Source organism: Flavobacterium beibuense F44-8 (genome assembly GCF_000769915.1).
In the GTDB taxonomy this organism is placed as follows: domain Bacteria; phylum Bacteroidota; class Bacteroidia; order Flavobacteriales; family Flavobacteriaceae; genus Flavobacterium; species Flavobacterium beibuense.
In genome coordinates this window covers 236250-254679 of sequence record NZ_JRLV01000004.1, presented here as the reverse complement: position 1 = coordinate 254679, position 18430 = coordinate 236250, and the positions used below count along the sequence as shown (strand labels likewise).

14 protein-coding genes are annotated in these 18430 nt (G+C 36.6%); 3 read left to right on the top strand and 11 right to left on the bottom strand.

All coding sequences use genetic code 11. The annotated features are described in order from the left end of the window. Positions 1-2: 2 nt before the first annotated feature. The 4 genes from Q763_RS04810 to Q763_RS04795 all read right to left on the bottom strand — a co-directional run bounded on the left by Q763_RS04810 (position 3) and on the right by Q763_RS04795 (position 4445). Entirely contained in the window at positions 3-455 is a 453-nt protein-coding gene (locus Q763_RS04810) for a GNAT family N-acetyltransferase (protein WP_035131745.1), read from the bottom strand. Then, positions 452-1426 (bottom strand): DUF4837 family protein, encoded by a 975-nt coding sequence (locus tag Q763_RS04805; RefSeq protein ID WP_035131743.1) that lies wholly within the window; start codon positions 1424-1426, stop codon positions 452-454. Before Q763_RS04805 ends, Q763_RS04810 begins: the two co-directional genes overlap by 4 nt. A gap of 9 nt (positions 1427-1435) precedes the next feature. Continuing rightward, on the bottom strand, positions 1436-3160 hold the full coding sequence (locus Q763_RS04800) for a lytic transglycosylase domain-containing protein (protein ID WP_035131741.1): 1725 nt from the start codon (positions 3158-3160) through the stop codon (positions 1436-1438). Positions 3161-3257: 97 nt separating this feature from the next. Continuing rightward, complete coding sequence (locus tag Q763_RS04795; RefSeq protein WP_035131739.1) at positions 3258-4445, bottom strand: phosphoglycerate kinase; 1188 nt, start codon at positions 4443-4445, stop codon at positions 3258-3260. A gap of 190 nt (positions 4446-4635) precedes the next feature. On the opposite strand from Q763_RS04795, the gene Q763_RS04790 reads away from it, so the two are divergent. Together Q763_RS04790 and Q763_RS04785 are read left to right on the top strand one after the other, a co-directional pair. Further along, entirely contained in the window at positions 4636-5784 is a 1149-nt protein-coding gene (locus tag Q763_RS04790; protein WP_035131737.1) for a DNA polymerase III subunit, read from the top strand. Positions 5785-5789: 5 nt separating this feature from the next. Continuing rightward, complete coding sequence (locus Q763_RS04785; RefSeq protein WP_035131735.1) at positions 5790-6170, top strand: DoxX family membrane protein; 381 nt, start codon at positions 5790-5792, stop codon at positions 6168-6170. A 43-nt stretch (positions 6171-6213) separates the two neighbouring features. Here Q763_RS04785 and Q763_RS04780 read toward each other — a convergent pair whose 3' ends face one another. From Q763_RS04780 to Q763_RS04750, 7 genes are all read right to left on the bottom strand, one after another. Beyond that, positions 6214-8490 carry a helix-turn-helix domain-containing protein gene (locus Q763_RS04780; RefSeq protein WP_035131734.1) on the bottom strand — a complete coding sequence of 759 codons (2277 nt, stop codon included), beginning with the start codon at positions 8488-8490 and terminating at the stop codon, positions 6214-6216. Positions 8491-8589: 99 nt separating this feature from the next. Beyond that, positions 8590-9201: an OmpH family outer membrane protein gene (locus Q763_RS04775; protein WP_035131733.1), complete on the bottom strand. Its 612-nt coding sequence runs from the start codon at positions 9199-9201 to the stop codon at positions 8590-8592. 244 nt (positions 9202-9445) lie between these two features. Continuing rightward, positions 9446-10300, bottom strand: coding sequence for a class I SAM-dependent methyltransferase (locus tag Q763_RS04770; protein WP_035131732.1), 855 nt, complete (start codon positions 10298-10300; stop codon positions 9446-9448). After that, a complete protein-coding gene (locus Q763_RS04765) occupies positions 10300-10809 on the bottom strand; it encodes a hypothetical protein (RefSeq protein WP_198133437.1) in 510 nt (169 codons plus the stop codon). The genes Q763_RS04770 and Q763_RS04765 overlap by 1 nt, the downstream gene beginning before the upstream one ends. A gap of 25 nt (positions 10810-10834) precedes the next feature. Then, the gene (mnmG, locus tag Q763_RS04760) at positions 10835-12706 is read right to left on the bottom strand and encodes a tRNA uridine-5-carboxymethylaminomethyl(34) synthesis enzyme MnmG (RefSeq protein WP_035131730.1); all 1872 of its coding nucleotides are present in this window, start codon (positions 12704-12706) and stop codon (positions 10835-10837) included. A 294-nt stretch (positions 12707-13000) separates the two neighbouring features. After that, on the bottom strand, positions 13001-13408 hold the full coding sequence (gene ybeY, locus Q763_RS04755) for an rRNA maturation RNase YbeY (RefSeq protein ID WP_035131729.1): 408 nt from the start codon (positions 13406-13408) through the stop codon (positions 13001-13003). Beyond that, on the bottom strand, positions 13401-16700 hold the full coding sequence (locus tag Q763_RS04750) for a DUF4175 family protein (protein WP_035131728.1): 3300 nt from the start codon (positions 16698-16700) through the stop codon (positions 13401-13403). The genes ybeY and Q763_RS04750 overlap by 8 nt, the downstream gene beginning before the upstream one ends. A 201-nt stretch (positions 16701-16901) precedes the next feature. Here Q763_RS04750 and gltX point away from each other — a divergent pair, with 201 nt between their 5' ends. Then, positions 16902-18410, top strand: a complete 1509-nt coding sequence (gene gltX / locus Q763_RS04745) for a glutamate--tRNA ligase (RefSeq protein WP_035131727.1) — start codon at positions 16902-16904, stop codon at positions 18408-18410. Positions 18411-18430: the final 20 nt, after the last annotated feature.

Here is an 18430-nt window from a genome sequence, read left to right as displayed (position 1 = left end):
ACCTAAACAAAAGATAAATTCATCTCAATATGGGGAATGCCGTCTTCAAGATAGCCTTCCCCCTGTTGTATAAACCCGTGCGATTCATAAAACTTTTTAAGGTATAGCTGTGCAGAGATAGTTACCCCTTTTGCATTATAGTGTGTTTTTATGGCCTGTAATGATTCTTTTATCAAATCATGACCCCATTTACGGTCGCGGTATTTTTCGCTTATTACAACCCTTCCTATTGAGGCATTTTCAAAATAATCACCTGGTGCAAACAAACGGGCATAAGCCACAACAGTATTATCAAACATACCTAAAACATGAATTGCCTTTGTGTCTTTACCATCTACATCCTGATATACGCAGTTTTGTTCCACTACAAACACTTCGCTACGCAATTGCAGGGATTCGTATAGTTCAGAAAGAGAAAGCTCGTTAAATCGCTTTATTTTGAATATTGGCTTCATAGAAATTCGGCAGACCTGATTATAGACTCCAGTTCCACAATCAAATCCCTTTTTGGAGTAGACGGGCTATATACAAACCCTTCGATTATAAAATAATCATTTTTAACATTATCCCTAACGGCATAGTTTATAAACGGACCCGACATAAATTCGTTTTCCATTTCCCAGTTACCGCGGGTTTCAAACAGCATTCTGTTTTTGTAGCTTGTAGTAAAAAAGTAAGGGGAATAAGCCTCTTCTGTAATCATGTAGGTATTCTTTTCCAAACCATGAATATACTTCCTGCCTATAGAATCCCTCATTTGGATAATATTATTCAAAATGGTTTTGTCGTGCTCTATAACAGTAGCGGGTACCCTGTATATTAAAATACTGGTATTCCCGCCGGGAGTATCTTTTTTTAGCCAAAGAAAATCATGCCTGTTCATGGCAAAATTATAGCTTGTGGGAACATTAATACATATCCCGAATTTTTCAAAAACACCGTGGTTTACCAATCCTGTTTTGGCATTCCTTTTTTGGTTTTCATTAATTTCGGTTTCCCTTATTTTCCTAACAATCTCATCAGTATGAATCTCTATTAGGAAAAGTAATTCTTCGGCAGTTTGCCCTTTTATGGTAAATATGTTTTGAGGAGAACAGTACCTGTTTGTTTTGAACTTAAAGGAATTTATACTGTCTCTATCAATTACAATAATATTACGCCCCTTGGTAAGTCCTCCGTCAAAAATATTTTCATTGTACTGATTAAGGGTAAACAGAGGTTCTTCCTGTGTAAGGCCTTCAACGGGAGCAGCCAGTTTTTTTCGCAGGCTGTCGCCTACATCACCGTTCCACAGTTTATCGTCAATGATAATGGAAATTTCATTAATATCTCCTGAAGAACTGCTGCCATCACTGCTACTATCGCTATTACAGCTAATAATACACAGGATAAAAACAAAATTCAGTATTTGTTTTATTCCCGACATGAAATGCGTTTAATTTATACTGCTTACCTTAAGCTTCATTCCAGGCTTAATATGTTCGCCGCTAAGCTTATTCCAGTCTTTTAGATTTTCTACTGTTACACCTGGGTGTTTTTTTGCAATACTGAACAGTGAATCCCCTTTTTGTACAATGTATAAACGGGCTTCCTCATAAGCTGTTTTAGATTTTTTAATCTCTTTAACCGCTACTTTAGTTTCAGATGCTTCAAAAGCCTCCTGAACTTTTTCATCAGCATCAGCAACCATTACTTTCTCGTCATCTCCTTCAGTTGGAGAAGCTTTAGTTTCTTCTGCTTTTTTAACCTCCGGCTTAGTTTCTGCCTTTTTAGGTTTGCTTGTTTTTGCAGCTACGGCAGTTTCTTCCTTAGGCAGGTTAACAATAATGGTTTTGTGTATTTTAAGTTTTTGTCCGGCGTAAATGGTGTTACCTTTTACCCTGTTCCATTTTTTAAGATCGGATACCGAAACACCATATTTATTTGCTATGGACCCAAGTACATCACCCCTGCGAACAGTGTGATATTTAGTACTAACCTTAGTGGTTTTACCTATACTGGCCAATGCTTCCTTATCCTGTTCATCAATAAAATAAGGTCTTTCCCTTTTCAGGTCTTCATAGTCTATATAGGCATAAATTGCTTTTTCGTTTGAAGTGAATAACCCAACCTTGTCCTTAGGAAGCCTTAAATAATGAGGTTCATCGGCAACATATGGGATAACGTCCAGTTTGTATATAGGATTAAGAAATTCCAGTTCTGCCACCGGTACATCAAGTAAGTCTGCCACCTGCTTAAAAGTCATTTTGCGTTTTACCATAATGGTATCTGTCTCAAAATAAGTTACCGGAGCTTCGTTTGAGGTAATACCGTGCTCTTTACCATATTCATAAATGTACATGGTAGCTAAGAAAGCAGGTACATAACCTTGTGTTTCCCTTGGCAGGTTTTTACGAATGTTCCAGTAATTTTTTTGACCGTTAGAACGGCGTATCGCTTTGGTTACGTTACCCGGTCCTGCATTATAGGAAGCTAGCACCAAATCCCAGTCGCCAAATATGTTGTACAGGCTTGATAGGTACTGGCAAGCCGCCTCGGTAGCCTTTAACGGATCACAACGCTCATCAACATATGAGTTTACCTCAAGGTTGTACTGCTTACCGGTAGGATACATAAATTGCCATAGCCCGGTAGCCCCTACCCTTGATTTTGCCCTCGGATTAAGTGCCGACTCAATTACAGCCAGGTACTTAATCTCGATAGGCACATCATATTTTGCCAGGTGCTCTTCAAACATCGGGAAATAGTACTGTGAAATAGCCATAAGTCGCGAAAAGCTTTTTGGCCTGTTTTTTAAGTACGATTTAATAATATTTTCCAGCCCCTTGCTGTATTCAATGTTAAACGGCGATTTAGCATCAAGTTCCTTAAGCCTTTGCTGTAAAAGCTCTGTAGATAACTCAAAAGCCACATCGTCATCAGGATTCACCATCTCAATATCATCCTGCATGTCATCAAACAACTCAGTGTTTGTTAACTCCTTCATCCATAGGCTGTCAATACATCTCAATTCGTCATGACGCACAAATCCTGATTTAATGGAATCCAAAAACGACATTTTGGTTACCGGTTTCAGTTGTACATCGGCCTCTGCACTTTCCTGTGCAAAAGCCCCGATTGAGAATGCTGCTAACAGCAGAGACAATGTTCTTTTACTCATAATTTACTTGTTAAACCGTTATATTACAAATTGTTATAAAAATAACAACTCATGCTATAACTTTAATTTTGTAATATTCGTATAAATTTTAACAGTGCTATTCTAAAATAGCTGCAATACCCGGAAGGGTTTTACCTTCAAGCATCTCCAGCATGGCACCGCCACCTGTAGATACATAACTCATTTTAGGCTCAAGCCCAAACTGCTTAACAGCCGCAACAGAGTCACCTCCACCAACAAGTGAAAAGGCTCCGCTTTCAGTAGCTTCGGCAATATAATTACCTAATGCAATTGTACCTTTAGCAAAGTTTTCCATTTCAAAAACACCCAGTGGGCCATTCCATAAAATGGTTTTGGATTCTAATATTACTTTTCTGAAATTTTCAAGTGATTTTGGTCCGGCATCAAGTCCCTGCCAGCCATCAGGTATCTCAGTTACGTTAGTAACCTGAGTATTTGCATCATTCTTAAATCCATCGGCAGCAATAACATCTACAGGAATATGTACCTGTACGTTTTTCTCTTTTGCCTTGGCTAGAATATCAAGGGCAAGGTCAAGTTTATCGTCCTCACAAATAGAATCACCTATTTTACCGCCCTGTGCTTTGATAAAAGTAAATGTCATCCCTCCTCCAATTATCATATGGTCTACTTTATCCAGTATGTTTTCTATAACAGTAATTTTAGAAGAAACCTTAGATCCTCCTAAAACAGCCGTTACCGGCTTTTTGCTATCATTCAGTACTTTGTTAAGACTTTCTATTTCTTTAGCAAGAAGTGAGCCAAAACACTTGTTTTCAGGGAAAAACTTTGCAATTATGGTTGTAGATGCATGCGCACGGTGTGCTGTACCAAAGGCATCATTAACATAAATATCACCTAAATTGGCAAGTTGTTTTGCAAAACCTTCGTCTCCGGCTTCCTCTTCGCTGTAAAAACGCAGGTTCTCTAAAAGTAATACTTCACCCGGCTGTAAAGCCGCAGCGGCAGCTTCAACATCAGCCCCCACACAGTCTTCAACAAATTTTACGGTAACACCAAGTACTTCAGATACTTTGGCAACAATATGCTTAAGGGAATATTTCTCTTCTTTCCCTTTTGGTCTTCCAAGGTGCGACATCAAAATGGCACTTCCCCCGTCATTTAAGATTTTATCTATTGTGGGCTTCGCAGCTACAATCCTTGTATCATCAGTTACATTAAAATTCTCATCAAGAGGTACGTTAAAGTCTACTCTTATAACTGCTTTCTTGCCTTTAAAGTCAAAATCATTAAGGGTCTTCATACTGTATTTTAAGTTGTTTAAATTTGATTAAAGGCAAATATAGTTTTTTCCGTTAAAAAAATTATAATAAAATAAGGGGCTCCCCATTATTTAACATATATGTCTCATTGCTTTACAGTTAGGAGATTAACCACTAAAACGTAATAGTTTATTATGGCAATCATCCCATAAATTCTTCTATATTTGCCCTATGCTTTTTTCAGATATATTAGGCCAGGAACATATTAAAAGCCATTTGACAAAAAGTGCCGATTCCGGCAGGATTCCGCACGCACAGCTTTTTGTAGGTCCCGAAGGATCAGGCAAGTTGGCCATGGCAATTGCCTATGCCCAGTATATTTTGTGCTCCAACACTAATAGCGAAAACAACAGCGGTAATGCTGCCTGTAACCTAAAGTTCCAGAATTTTTCACATCCCGATTTACATTTTGTTTTTCCGGTTGCTACCAACAGTGAAGTGAAAAGCCACCCTGTTAGTGCTAACTTTTTAAAATACTGGAGAGAGTTTATTTCCGAAAATCCTTATGCCGGGCTTTTTGACTGGTACAAGAAAATTGATATCCAGAACAAACAGGGACAAATAGGGGTAGATGAAGCACACGAGATTGTAAAATCACTTTCGTTAAAAGCATACGAAGGCGGTTATAAAGTGATGATTATATGGATGGCCGACAGGATGAACGTGGCAACAGCCAACAAATTACTGAAACTACTGGAAGAGCCGCCGCAAAAAACAATATTCCTGCTGATTGCCGAAAGTGATGACGATATACTGCAAACCATACTTTCACGCTGCCAGGTGTTACATTTTGGCGGACTTAGTGAGCAGGCTATTGCCGATGCTCTTATTTCCCAAAAAGGACTTGACAATAATGAAGCCCTGAAAATTGCTCACCAGGCACAGGGAAATTTCAATAAGGCGTTACAGATTTTAAACAAAGACAATAACGGTTTCCCTTTTGAAGAGTGGTTTGTGCAATGGGTACGCGCTGCCTTTAGAGCAAAAGGAAACGCCGCTGCCATACAGGACCTTATTGCCTGGAGTGAACAAATTGCGGGTATTGGCCGTGAAGCACAAAAACAGTTTATTCATTTTTGTATCGATATGTTCCGCCAAGCATTACTGCTTAACTATCAAGCAAAAGAACTGGTTTTTATGGAGCCTACTGTCGATAAATTTAAACTTGAAAATTTTGCTCCGTTTGTAAACGGAAATAATATTAATGATATTTTTAAAGAACTGTCGGACGCGCTTTACCACATTGAAAGAAACGGTAATGCCAAGATTATATTAACCGACCTTTCCATAAAACTAACGCGATTAATTCATAAAAAGTAAAGATTATGACACCAGCTATCATTATTATCCTGATTTTTTTAGCCATAACTTTTATCCAATCAGGCTACGATAAAGTTGCCGACTGGAAAGGAAATGTAGAATGGCTTAAAGGTCATTTTTCACAAACTATAATTAAAAACCAGGTTCCGGCCGCACTGCTTTTAGTACTTGTACTTGAGGTGGTTGCAGGTGCTTTCTCGGTTATTGGAATCATTCAGATTTTTATGAATGATGATACCGAATTTGCCGGTTATGCCGCAATAGTTTCGAGCGCTACGCTGCTTTTACTGCTATTGGGTCAGCGTCTTGCCAAAGATTATGACGGTGCAAGGACTATTGTTATCTATTTTATTCCTACCGTTTTGTTATTAAACTGGTTATATTAATTAACCAAACAAAAAATATAAAGCCCCTTGTTGAGGGGCTTTTTTATTCATCATCGTTAAGGCTGGCTCTGTATAATCGTAGCTCACCCCAGGTAAAGGCTTCACCATGTTTTTCTTTAAGGTTGGTAAGCGATTCACCATCAAAATCTTCAAAAGCTTTGGCAAGCTCGGCAATCTTATCTTCAGGAAGTACTTCTTCAATTTGAATTTTACCTCGCTGAACCAGTCCGGCAATATGACTAAGTACCGTAGTTTCGGTAAGTTTCCTCACTCTGGCAATATCTTCAATACTCATTTTTTCCTTCCACAAATCAAACGTCTCCTCAAGCGTAGATTTTTTAGGCTGTTTCTTTTTTGTCGGATAGTTATCAATTTCATATTCCTCGGTTTCTTCCTGTAATAAGGTAACCGGGTTATCTTTCAGGTTTTTGCGAATGGCTTCCAGTTTCTTTATTCGGTACGAGTGTATTTCGGGTGTAATAAGATTCTCTTTTATAATCTCTTCCTCATTAAGCACCGCAAGCATTAGTCTTTTAGCTTTCATCAGTCTGATAACCGTATAGGTTTGAAGTTCTTCCAGTTCCGAGAGTTCCTCATAAAAACCTTTTGCTTTTCTGAGTCTTTTTATCTCTTCCATTTTTTGAAGCAAACCTGTTACAAGACTGTCCATAGCCGGAAAGAAATAATTGTATGCCGCTTCTACCCTCTCCTGTACAAACTTCATATCGGGCTGTTCCACGGAAAACAATTTAGCCAGCTGACTAATAAACTTATGCCCCGGAGTATGCATTTTTTTTATCTTATCTTCAGATAGGTTTGCCCATTCCCTGTGTTTGGATTTCAGTGATCTTGGTCCTTCCTGCAGATAAGTCAGTTTATGTCGTTGCCAAACATCAGTAAGTTCGTCCCAGTCAAAACTGTTTTTCAAATAATTGAATATAAAACGAAGCGTATCTTTTTGCAAAAACAGTTCCATTTGCTCTTCCTTAACTTTAGATGAGGCATAGCCCATTACATCCATGTCGTTAGTAAGACCATTCATTTGCAGCGGAGAAAGCAAAATAAGCCCATTTAACGAACGCAAACGCGAAAGCGCTACATAGGCTTGTCCCGGCAGGAAAACGCCCGATACATCGAGCGCTGCTTTATCAAAAGTCAATCCCTGGCTTTTATGTACCGTTATAGCCCAAGCCAGTTTAAGCGGATAGTGTACAAACGTACCTAAAACCTCTTCTTCTATTTCTTTGGTATTTTCGTTTACGTGGTATTTTACGTTTTTCCATTCGTACTTGTCGGCCTCAATGGTAAGATCCTCTTCCGGAAAATGTACCAGTATTTCTTCATCTGATACTGATTTGATTATACCGATTTTACCGTTGAAATAATTCTTTTCGGGAGAAAGGTCGTTTTTAATAAACATTACCTGAGCCCCCTTTTTCAGTTTAAGCTCCTCCTCTACCGGATAGATTTTCTCTGGGAAATCGCCCACAATTTCCGGATGGAAAACAAATTCCTTTTCATCGAGCTCATCCAGTGCCTTGGCGTTTATATTATCGGCTTTCGCATTATGGGTAGTAAGTGTAATAAACCCCGGATTTTTTTTCAAATCAAAATCAGGTTGGGCATAGTTGTTTAAAACCGCTACATCATTTGGGGTTATTACATTGTTCCTCAGATTATTAAGTATTGATATAAAGGCATCATCGGTTTGCCTGTATATTTTAGAAAGCTCTATATACAGGGGTGGATTATTACTAACTACCTGAGAGTGAAAGAAATATTTTCCTCTGTAATACTGACTCAATACATCCCACTCTTCATTTTTTACAACCGGAGGTAGCTGTAACAGGTCGCCAATAAACAACACCTGAACACCCCCAAACGGAATATCCTTATGGCGTACATTTCGTAACATAAAATCCATAGCATCAAGCAAGTCGGCTCGCAACATACTCACCTCGTCAATAACAAGCAGTTCCATGTTTTTGATTACTGCCTGTTTATCCCCTCTCATTTTGAAATGCCTGCGCAGACTGTCTTTATTTTCAAAGCGTACAGTATCAGTCACCTGTGGTGTTACATTATCGGGGATAAAACCTGCAAAAGGCAACTGGAACATGGAGTGTATGGTTACACCACCTGCATTAAGCGCCGCAATACCCGTAGGGGCTACCACAACTACATTTTTATGCGTGGTACGAATAATTTCCTTAAGCAAAGTAGTCTTTCCTGTACCGGCTTTACCAGTAAGAAAAATAGATCTATTTGTTTGATTTATAAAACGTAAGGTATATTCGGCAGCTGTAGATAAACTTTGCATGAGGCGTATAATTATTGAAATCCCGAAATTAAGTATAAAAATTTATGGCAACAAAAAAGCTCCCTTTTGGGAGCTTAATTTAATATTATAAGACTGAAATTATTTTGCAGCTTCTTCTTTTTCAGTAGTTTCTGCTTTCACTTCAGTAGCTTTCTCTTCTGTTTTTACAGCGTCAGGATTCTCACCTTTAAATTTAGCGTTTACTGCAGTAATGATTTCTTCGGTAATCTCATAGCTGTCTTTAGCATAAAGCACATTGGCAGAATCACCGGTACCATAAATATAATCGTAACCGTTTTTCTTACCGTAATCTTTGATGTATGCACGCATCTCTTCAACAATACTGTCTCTTTGCGGAGCAAACTCTTCCTGAAGCTGTCTCATCATACCATCCTGCATCATAGAAAGTTTTTGTTCTCTTTCCTGGAATTCCTGAGCTTTAGCCTGAACCCATTGCGCTCCTCTTCTTGGTGCTTCATCCTGAGCTTTTGCATAATCAAGTCTTAACTTTTGGTACTCATCGTTAAGTTCCCTTTTAAGTTCTTCACCTTTAACGTTGCTTCTTGAGTTAAGATCCTTTAAAGCTTCAGAATCGTCCATTAACTTTTGCGTGTCAACATAAGCCGTTTTGAATTCAGTTGCACCACCTTCATTTTTGTTACATGAAAAAAGTGTAACGGCAAGACCAAGTATCAATAAAGATTTTTTCATTTGCGTTTTTCGATTTTTAAAAAAATTTCGGTAAAAGTAATAATTCGCATCAAAGATGCAAAAACAAGTTTTTATTAAAATTTACGGAAAAAAATTAACCATAAATAAATTTTATGAAAACAAATCTATGCTATAAACAATGTAAATCAAATTCGGGCTTCATAAATCGTTTTTAAGAGTGTTTTTAAAAACGTCAGGGTATTTCCTTATTACAGACGGCAAACGTTTATTTATGAAGTTTTATTTAATTTTTACCGTGTTCTATAACATAAATAAGCGACGAATACTCCATATTTCCGGCTGCTTTTAAATTTGAGCGTAATCCGGTTAAAAATCCTTTCACAAAATTCATTTTTCCGGTTTTGTATTTTTCAGAAAGAAGACTCACATAAAAACTGTCAAATTTCATTGGCAGGATTTTTATTAAATCCATACCCTGTTTTGAAAAAAGCAGCTTAATCGAATTTTTAGAAAAATGCCAAAGGTGTCTTGGCACATCATAAGCAGCCCAAAACTTTCCATAGTGCTTAGCATCATAACTGTTATAATTGGGTACCGCTATGATTATGAGTCCGTTTGGCTTTAAAATTCGCTTTAATTCGGCTATATGTTGCTGAATATCAGGAACATGTTCTAAAACATGCCACATAGTGACCACATCAAAAGAGCTATTTTCAAGTTCGTTTATATCATTTTTGAATGAAATTCCTTTTGAAACTGCAATTTTTTTTGCTTTTTCGCTTGGTTCTATACCAAAACTATCCCAACCGTCATTTTTTGCTGTTACCAGGAAATCTCCCGTCCCTGCACCAATGTCCAGAAGTTTACCTTTTTCAGGATGGTATTTTTTTATGATAGATAATTTATCTCTTAATGCTTTTTGTTTTACAACATGGTATAATTTTTCAAAAAGCGAACGTTTACCGTCAGTATGCGAAATGTAATCATCACTTTCGTAATAGCTTCCTAAATTTTCGGGTGCGGGTTGCGGATGAGTTTTTAATAATCCCAAATCAGTATCGAGTAATAACTGAAACTCTTCTCCCGAAACCGAATGATCTTTTACGGTAATATAAACGTTATTTTCTGAAAAATTCATTATAAATTATTGTATTCGTCCTTTAAGTCTTTTAGATAATCAATCACAATATTTTTAAACAATGAAGAAGTAGCAAGGCAATCTTCATTATATTCATTTACCACAGAAATTGCCAGGAATTTTACTTTAGACCCCACTACTGATGAATCAGGTACTGCATTTGAAGCCACAAAATCAGTCGTGTCAAAATATTTGTTCAGTTCATCGTTTTCATAAAAAAACACCTTAAACTTCATTCCTTCTAAAGTAACCCAATATTCAATATCAGTAAACTTCATTAAATTATACTTATTGCCTAAAAATTGTGCAAAAGTCATTTTTGTTGGGTTGTTTTGAAAAACAAAAGCAGTAAGCCCTTCCTCTTTACCGTAAATCTGTTTTCCGTTCTCCAGTAAAATATATTCAGACACATCTACAGCCTGTCTTGGCGAAACACACGATTGTAAAACCCCAACCAGCAAAAACAGAAAAAACCCTCTTTGAAAAAGGGTTTTTATATTACGTTCCACGTGAAACATTGTTAGTTTATTCATATTATCTTCCCATATGAATTAAAAGCACCGAAACATCACTAGGCGACACACCGCTAATGCGGGAAGCCTGAGAAATAGTTACGGGTCTTATTTTTTTCATTTTTTCTCTTCCTTCGTAAGAAAGTGATTTAATTTTATCGTAATCAAAATTTTGAGGAATTTTTACATCCTCTAAACGATTAAGCTTATCAGCATTGTTTTTTTCCTTTTCAATGTAACCGGAATACTTAACCTGAATTTCGGCCTGCTCAACAACTTCTTTATCTAAATTATGTTCGTTAATGTATTCCTGAACTTTTTCGAATCTTAGAATATCATCAAGCTCAATTTGCGGTCTTGAAAACACTTTAAACATTTTATCAGGCTGACTCATTAACGAAGATCCTTTTTCTTCAAGTATCGGGTTAGCTACTTCGGGTTTAACACTTGTTTCTTTGAAAAAGTTTACGAAAGCATGAGACTGCTCTCTTTTACTTTCCATTCTTTTTAGTCGGTCTTCATTAGCTAAACCTATTTCATAAGAAAGAGGTGTTAACCTAAAATCGGCGTTATCCTGACGAAGTAAGGTTCTGTACTCAGCACGCGAGGTAAACATCCTATATGGTTCTTCAGTACCTTTAGTAATTAAATCATCAATAAGCACTCCTATGTAAGCTTCATTACGTTTTAATATAAACGGATCTTTATCGTGTACTTTCAGGTGAGCATTTATACCAGCCATCAGTCCTTGTGAAGCTGCTTCCTCATAACCGGTAGTACCGTTTATTTGTCCGGCAAAATATAAATTTTCCACCAGTTTAGTTTCAAGCGTATGCTTTAACTGTGTAGGCGGAAAATAATCGTATTCTATAGCATAACCCGGACGGAAGAATTTTACATTCTCAAAACCGGCTACCGAACGCAGTGCTTTAAACTGAACATCCTCTGGTAATGAAGTAGAAAATCCGTTTACATAAACTTCTACAGTATTCCATCCTTCAGGTTCAACAAAAAGCTGATGACGGTCTTTATCTGCAAATCGGTTAATTTTATCTTCAATAGACGGACAGTAACGAGGCCCTAAACTTTTGATTCTACCATTAAACATTGGTGAACGGTCAAATCCTTCACGAAGTACATCATGAACTAATTCTGACGTATAGGTCATGTGACACGAACGTTGATGAACCAGTGGCTTTGTTATATCCAAATATGAAAACTTATCTGGGTTTTCATCTCCAGGCTGTTCTATCATTTTTGAGTAATCAAGAGAACGACCATCAACACGTGGTGGTGTACCTGTTTTCATACGTCCGGCTTCAAAACCAGCTTTAACTAAATCTTCAGTTATTCCGTATGAAGCACCCTCTCCTGCTCTACCCCCTCCAAACTGTTTTTCCCCAATATGGATTAAACCATTCAGAAAAGTTCCGTTTGTCAAGACCACCGACTTTGATTTAATTTCAATTCCAAGAGATGTTTTTATACCGGCTACTTTACCATTCTCGATAAGTAATCCGGAAACCATTTCCTGATAGAAATCCAAATTAGGAGTTTGTTCCAACATCAATCTCCACTCTTCAGCAAAACGCATACGGTCACTTTGCACCCTCGGACTCCACATAGCAGGCCCTTTTGATTTGTTGAGCATTTTGAACTGGATTGCTGTCTTATCAGACACAATTCCAGAGTACCCTCCCAACGCATCAATCTCACGGACAATTTGACCTTTTGCAATACCACCCATTGCTGGGTTGCACGACATTTGGGCAATGTTTTGCAAACTCATTGTAACCAAAAGCGTTTTTGAACCCATATTAGCAGCAGCAGCAGCAGCCTCACTTCCGGCATGACCTGCACCCACTACAATTATATCATATACTTCTTGAAACATTTTAATTTCTCCTATCTTGTTCCACGTGGAACGCTAAAAAATTTTCTTCTCACTCAAACGTTCCACGTGGAACGTTTTAAAATTTACCCCCATTTTGTTTTTTTTGTTCCACGTGGAACAAAAAAAACAAAAAAGATTTTTAAACTACTGTTCCACGTGAAACATTAACGAATCACTTTTCCAGTAACTATAGCACCATCATTTAAAAAAATGCGGTACAAAATTAGACTATTATTTGGTAATGTACAGCTATAAACATCAGAATTAACAACAACCTGTAATGTATAATATAAATTAGAACATCACTATTTTTTCGTTTTCTTTAGATCGCATTAAAGCAGAATCTTCTTCGGTTTTATCTTTATAACCACAATAGTGAAGTATACCATGAGCCATAACACGTTTTAATTCTTCAACAAAATCTACATTAAAATCAGCAGCATTATCTTTCACCCTTTCAACAGAAATAAAAATATCACCACTAATTAGGTTCCCCATAGTGTAATCAAAACTAATAATATCCGTTAAAGTATCGTGATTAAGGAACTCTATATTCTTTTGCAAAAGGTATTCATCATCACAAAAAATGTAATTAATTTCTCCTTCTGTTTTATCTTCAGAGTCTATAATTTTAGAAACCCATTCCTCATAGAGGGTTTCATTTTCTAATTCAAAATCGGTTTCGTAATTAAAGTTAATCATTGTTCTTAAAATAGGTTTGTACCCTTTGGTTATAATTTGGGCGCAAAGGTAGACTTTGTCTGTTTAAAATCTCTATGCTGTTTAAATATTCTTTAAGCTCATCAGGTACATTGGTAGAGTTGTTCTTATAATCTTTAATATTGGTTTGCGACTGACGTTTATTCTCCTCACCCTGTTGTTGTATAGCTTTATCTAACTTTAAAAGTTCATATTTAAGATTAAGCATTTTATTAAGTGTTTCGTTCTTGAAACCTTTATTTAAAAGTTGCTTTTCAATATCCTTCATTTGTTGTAGAGCACGCTGACCATTACCTCCCATACCCTCTTTTTCAAGAGCCTTTTCAAAAGCTTCACGTAACTGTTGTTGTTCTTTATAAATCTCTAAAAGATCTCCGGCTTCACCTTCACCACTGGTTCCACCCTCTCCCGTTTCACCTGGTTTCTTTCCACTTTTACTATCGCCGGGTTTATCACCTTCATTCTGTCCTTTCTGCATTCCTTTCTTCATCTGTTCTGAAAGACCCTGCTGTTTCTGGATAATATCTTTAAGTTGCATACCACCCTGCCCCTGACCTTTACCGGGCTTGGACTGCCCCTGACCAGAACCTTGCATTTGCATCTGCATGTTGTTTAAAAGATCACTTAAAAAATCGGCCAGTTTATTAGCAGATGTTACTGCATATTGCTGGTTAGAAACACCTCGAGGTACTATGTTTTCAGCTAAATCATTTAAGGCTTTATCAATGTAATAATGAACATTTCCTACCTCCTGTGTAATCTCTTCCGTGATTTTAGGGTTACGTAAAGACATAGAAAAAAGGCTGTCGTCAACATGACGGAACTGTTGTTTTAAATCCTGTTGTTTAATAAGGTACTTACTGAAACTTGGTGACCCTGAACTGGTATTCTTAAACTGGTTCATTACATCTTCCTGAGAGAAGGAATACGCTAAAAGATTATCCAAAATCTGACGTAACATTTTTACATCTTCCTCTAACATATCCATACCTCCGCTCATCATGGACTGCATCATTTGCCCACCCATTTGTTTCATTTTCTCACCTGCCGATTTTTGTTTTGGTGAAGCTCCCTGCTTATTGTCCTGCTGCAACTCATCGGTTGCCTTTTGCATATCTTCTTCTATATTCTCCTCTTCATTTTTATCAGTAGGAATATCCATAGGCTTTTTAAGTTCGTCGTTTGCCTTTTCAAGCTCACGCATTTCTTCCTGAAGCTTATCAAATTCCTTATTAATTTCTTCCTGCTTCTCTGCAGAATTTTCTTTATCTTCTGATAACTGCTCTTGTTTTTCACCAAGTTTTTGAAGTTCATCAGCTATTTGTTCGGCTTTCTTTTCTACATAATAACGCTTGGTAAGTTCAACCAGCTGCTCTAAACTTTTAGTCTGGCTTTTAGATGTTTGTTTGAATTTCTCCATTTTGTCAAACAGTTCTTCCTTCTCCATTTTCTCGGTTAGCTTCTCAAGTTCTGATAAAAGCTTTGCATTTTTCTCGGCCTCTTTCTCCTGTTTTTCCAAACGCTTCATTAGTTCCTCTTTATTTTCATCCTTCTTATCCGGGTTGAATTCCTCAAGGTTATCGTTAAGCTTTTTGGAAAATTCTTTCATTTGCTCTTCGAGCATTTTCTGTCTGTTTATAAAATCTTCAACCTTTTTAAGGTCTTTATATTCTAAGGCAGATTTTTCCTTATTCAGTTTTTGAAGTTTATCAAGATCACTAAGCTGCTTATCCTGATTTTTAATTGATTTTTCAAGACTGTTTATGTTACTGTTCTGCTCCTGTAAAGCCTTATTTTGTTTTTCATCATCGGTTAATTCTCTGTGAGAAAAAACTGAAGACTTACTACTTTTGTAATTGTGTATTGCATCGTTATCAAATACTTCAAAATAGTATTCATAACTAACACCCTGCTTCACATCAAGTCCCTGCGGGAAGCTATAGAAAAATCGGTCGAAGGTTTCTTTCTTAACAGGCAATACCATTTTCTTAGCGTTGTCTGGATTACCCTGCGGATAATATACAACCTGTAATTTTGTTAATCCATAATCATCGGAAACCTGACCCAGAATCACTTCATTTTTTAAATTCAAACTATCGGGGGCTGTACCTACTTCGATAGTTGGGTATTGGTCTTTAATAGTAGTAATAGCATACTGTAATTTTTCATGATGCTGAACCTTATGATTAGAAGTTAGTATCTGATAATCCATGTTACCCAGTATACTTTTACTTAATGTGAAAACATTATCAGTAGTATTAAAAAGTAAGCTTTCATTCTTACCAATCCATTCAATTTTATTGGTAGCCAAAGCACTTACTTTCCAGGTTACTTTAGTTCCTTCCGGTACTACAGCATTTCCTGTTCCACGAATAACTTCAGCTTTTTTATGAAGGTATGACGGAAAATTAAGCTGCATTTCAAAATTTGATATCGTTGGTACAGCTACAACAGTCAGTTGATACTCCTGAGAACTAACATTATTAGCAACTAACTGAAAATCAATATTTTTAAGTGGTTTTTCAAATGTATATTCAAAAACTCCGGTTCCAGTATTCTCTAAATAGTAATTTTCATCACCAATAGTGATCATAGTATTCTCAGGTACTATATTACCAACAGTTTTAACCCTTAAAGTAAAATCTGTTCCCTGTTGTGCCGTAAGTGAATTGTTTACAATAACAAATTCAAAAGGTGCAGGTGGCGTATAATGCTTGTCATAATGCACTACCCTATCAAAACTTTGTGTAAATATGGAAGAATTTCCGCTAAGTGTAAATACTAAAATTAATAAAACCGGTATCGCTGCATAAGGCAGGTATTTTAAATTCTTTTTAAAATTAACCGCATTAGCAAAAGGTACAGGCTGTAAATTTTTTGCTTTCTGTTCTATAGAAGCCAATAACAATTCTGACTGATGGGAGGACTTTGATAACTGAAGAAAATTGGTAAGCTTATCACTTACTTCAGAAAAATGATTACCGATAATAGATGAAGCCTCATTGTAATCTATACCCTTCTGTAGTTTGAATAATTTGAAAACAGGAAAGAGTATGAACCGAAATAACAAAAATATTTCGACAGCTATAAACATCCAGAAAAGCATAGTTCGCCAACTGGTAGACAGCCATAAAAAATATTCTACAAGTAAAGTGAATATAAAATACAGCAGCCCCAGCCCTATAAAAAAGATACTTCCTTTTATTAACTCGTTAGTATAGTACTTCTTAATAAAGCCTTCAAGCTTGTTGAAAATAATGTTTTTTGCTTCCAAAATTACAGTCGATTGTTAATAACTGATAAAAATACAATTTCTGCCGGATAATTAAACGTATAATCCTACTTTCTGTGATTTCATTTTTTCAAGTTTAACATTTGATAATTAAGTATTTACATGTAATAATTAAATATGTCGCTTATTTGGGTGTTTTTGAAAATATCATAATTGTATCTTTGCAGCTAAAATTTATTAACAATGTCCAAACAAGTTCGTGTACGTTTTGCACCAAGCCCAACAGGGCCATTACACATTGGAGGGGTAAGAACAGCCCTTTTTAATTACTTATTTGCTAAAAAAAATAACGGTGTTTTTTACCTGAGGATAGAAGATACCGATCAAAACCGTTTTGTACCGGGAGCAGAAGAATATATAATTGAAGCCCTTAACTGGTTAGGTATACCATTTGACGAAGGTATTGGGAAAGAAGGTAAATATGGTCCGTACCGCCAAAGCGAACGTAAGGAAATGTACAGGCAATATGCCGAACAGCTAATTAATACTGGCTGGGCATACTATGCTTTTGATACAGCAGAAGATCTTGATGCTTTAAGAAAACAGGAAGAAGCAGAAGGAAAAACATTTATATACAATCATACCAACAGAGATAAACTGGATAACTCTTTGAGAATTAGTAAAGAGGAAACAGAAAAAAGAATCGCTGCAGGTGAAGAATATGTTATCCGTTTTAAAATACCGGTAGGAGAAACTTTATTCCTAAAGGATATTATACGTGGTGATGTGAAGTTTGAAACCAATCTTTTAGATGATAAAGTGTTATTTAAAAGCGATGGTATGCCTACCTATCACCTTGCTAATATAGTAGATGACCACCTAATGGAAACCAGCCATGTTATACGTGGTGAAGAGTGGTTACCATCACTACCCCTACACTCATTACTTTACAGAGCCTTTAATTGGGAAGCTCCGGAGTTTGCACACTTACCGTTAATACTTAAACCGGTAGGTAATGGTAAACTTTCAAAAAGAGATGGTGATAAAATGGGATTCCCTGTATTTCCGCTTGAATGGACTAATGCTGACGGAAGTAAATCATCTGGTTACAGAGAAGAAGGATTTTTACCGGAAGCTGTTGTTAACTTCCTGTCATTGTTAGGATGGAACCCGGGTAATGATCAGGAACTGTTCACACTGGAAGAACTGATACAGTCTTTCGATTTAGAAAGAGTACATAAAGCTGGTGCTAAGTTTGACCCTGAGAAAAACAAATGGTTTAACCACCAGTATTTCATTAGACAGGATAATAGTACACTGGCTTCTCAATTTAACCATACATTACTTGAAAAAGGTATAAACAAACCTGTTGATTATGTAGAACAGGTTGTTGGACTGGTTAAAGAACGTGCTACTTTCACAAGTGAGTTATGGGATTTAAGTGACTTTTTCTTTATTTCCCCAACAGAATATGATGAGAAAGCCAAAAAAAACTGGAAAGAAGATACAGGAGCACTTTTAAGCGATTTAAGCGATGTTATTAACAATACTATGGATTTCTCTTCACAAAACTTAGAAACGGTTATAAAAGCCTGGATAAACGAAAAAGAAGTAGGAATGGGTAAAGTTATGCAACCGCTTCGTTTAAGCCTTGTAGGCTCATTAAAAGGGCCTCATTTGTTTGATATAATGGCATTAATTGGAAAAGAAGACACTGTGAACAGGATTAAAAAAGCTGTTGAAGCATTATAAATAAAAAAGCTCCTAATTTA

What these genes read in the sequence shown, in the direction of transcription:
- Q763_RS04810 (WP_035131745.1), bottom strand. Translation starts at nt 455, where the DNA reads ATGAAGCCAATATTCAAAATAAAGCGATTTAACGAGCTTTCTCTTTCT.
- Q763_RS04805 (WP_035131743.1), bottom strand. Translation starts at nt 1,426, where the DNA reads ATGTCGGGAATAAAACAAATACTGAATTTTGTTTTTATCCTGTGTATT.
- Q763_RS04800 (WP_035131741.1), bottom strand. Translation starts at nt 3,160, where the DNA reads ATGAGTAAAAGAACATTGTCTCTGCTGTTAGCAGCATTCTCAATCGGG.
- Q763_RS04795 (WP_035131739.1), bottom strand. Translation starts at nt 4,445, where the DNA reads ATGAAGACCCTTAATGATTTTGACTTTAAAGGCAAGAAAGCAGTTATA.
- Q763_RS04790 (WP_035131737.1), top strand. Translation starts at nt 4,636, where the DNA reads ATGCTTTTTTCAGATATATTAGGCCAGGAACATATTAAAAGCCATTTG.
- Q763_RS04785 (WP_035131735.1), top strand. Translation starts at nt 5,790, where the DNA reads ATGACACCAGCTATCATTATTATCCTGATTTTTTTAGCCATAACTTTT.
- Q763_RS04780 (WP_035131734.1), bottom strand. Translation starts at nt 8,490, where the DNA reads ATGCAAAGTTTATCTACAGCTGCCGAATATACCTTACGTTTTATAAAT.
- Q763_RS04775 (WP_035131733.1), bottom strand. Translation starts at nt 9,201, where the DNA reads ATGAAAAAATCTTTATTGATACTTGGTCTTGCCGTTACACTTTTTTCA.
- Q763_RS04770 (WP_035131732.1), bottom strand. Translation starts at nt 10,300, where the DNA reads ATGAATTTTTCAGAAAATAACGTTTATATTACCGTAAAAGATCATTCG.
- mnmG (WP_035131730.1), bottom strand. Translation starts at nt 12,706, where the DNA reads ATGTTTCAAGAAGTATATGATATAATTGTAGTGGGTGCAGGTCATGCC.
- ybeY (WP_035131729.1), bottom strand. Translation starts at nt 13,408, where the DNA reads ATGATTAACTTTAATTACGAAACCGATTTTGAATTAGAAAATGAAACC.
- gltX (WP_035131727.1), top strand. Translation starts at nt 16,902, where the DNA reads ATGTCCAAACAAGTTCGTGTACGTTTTGCACCAAGCCCAACAGGGCCA.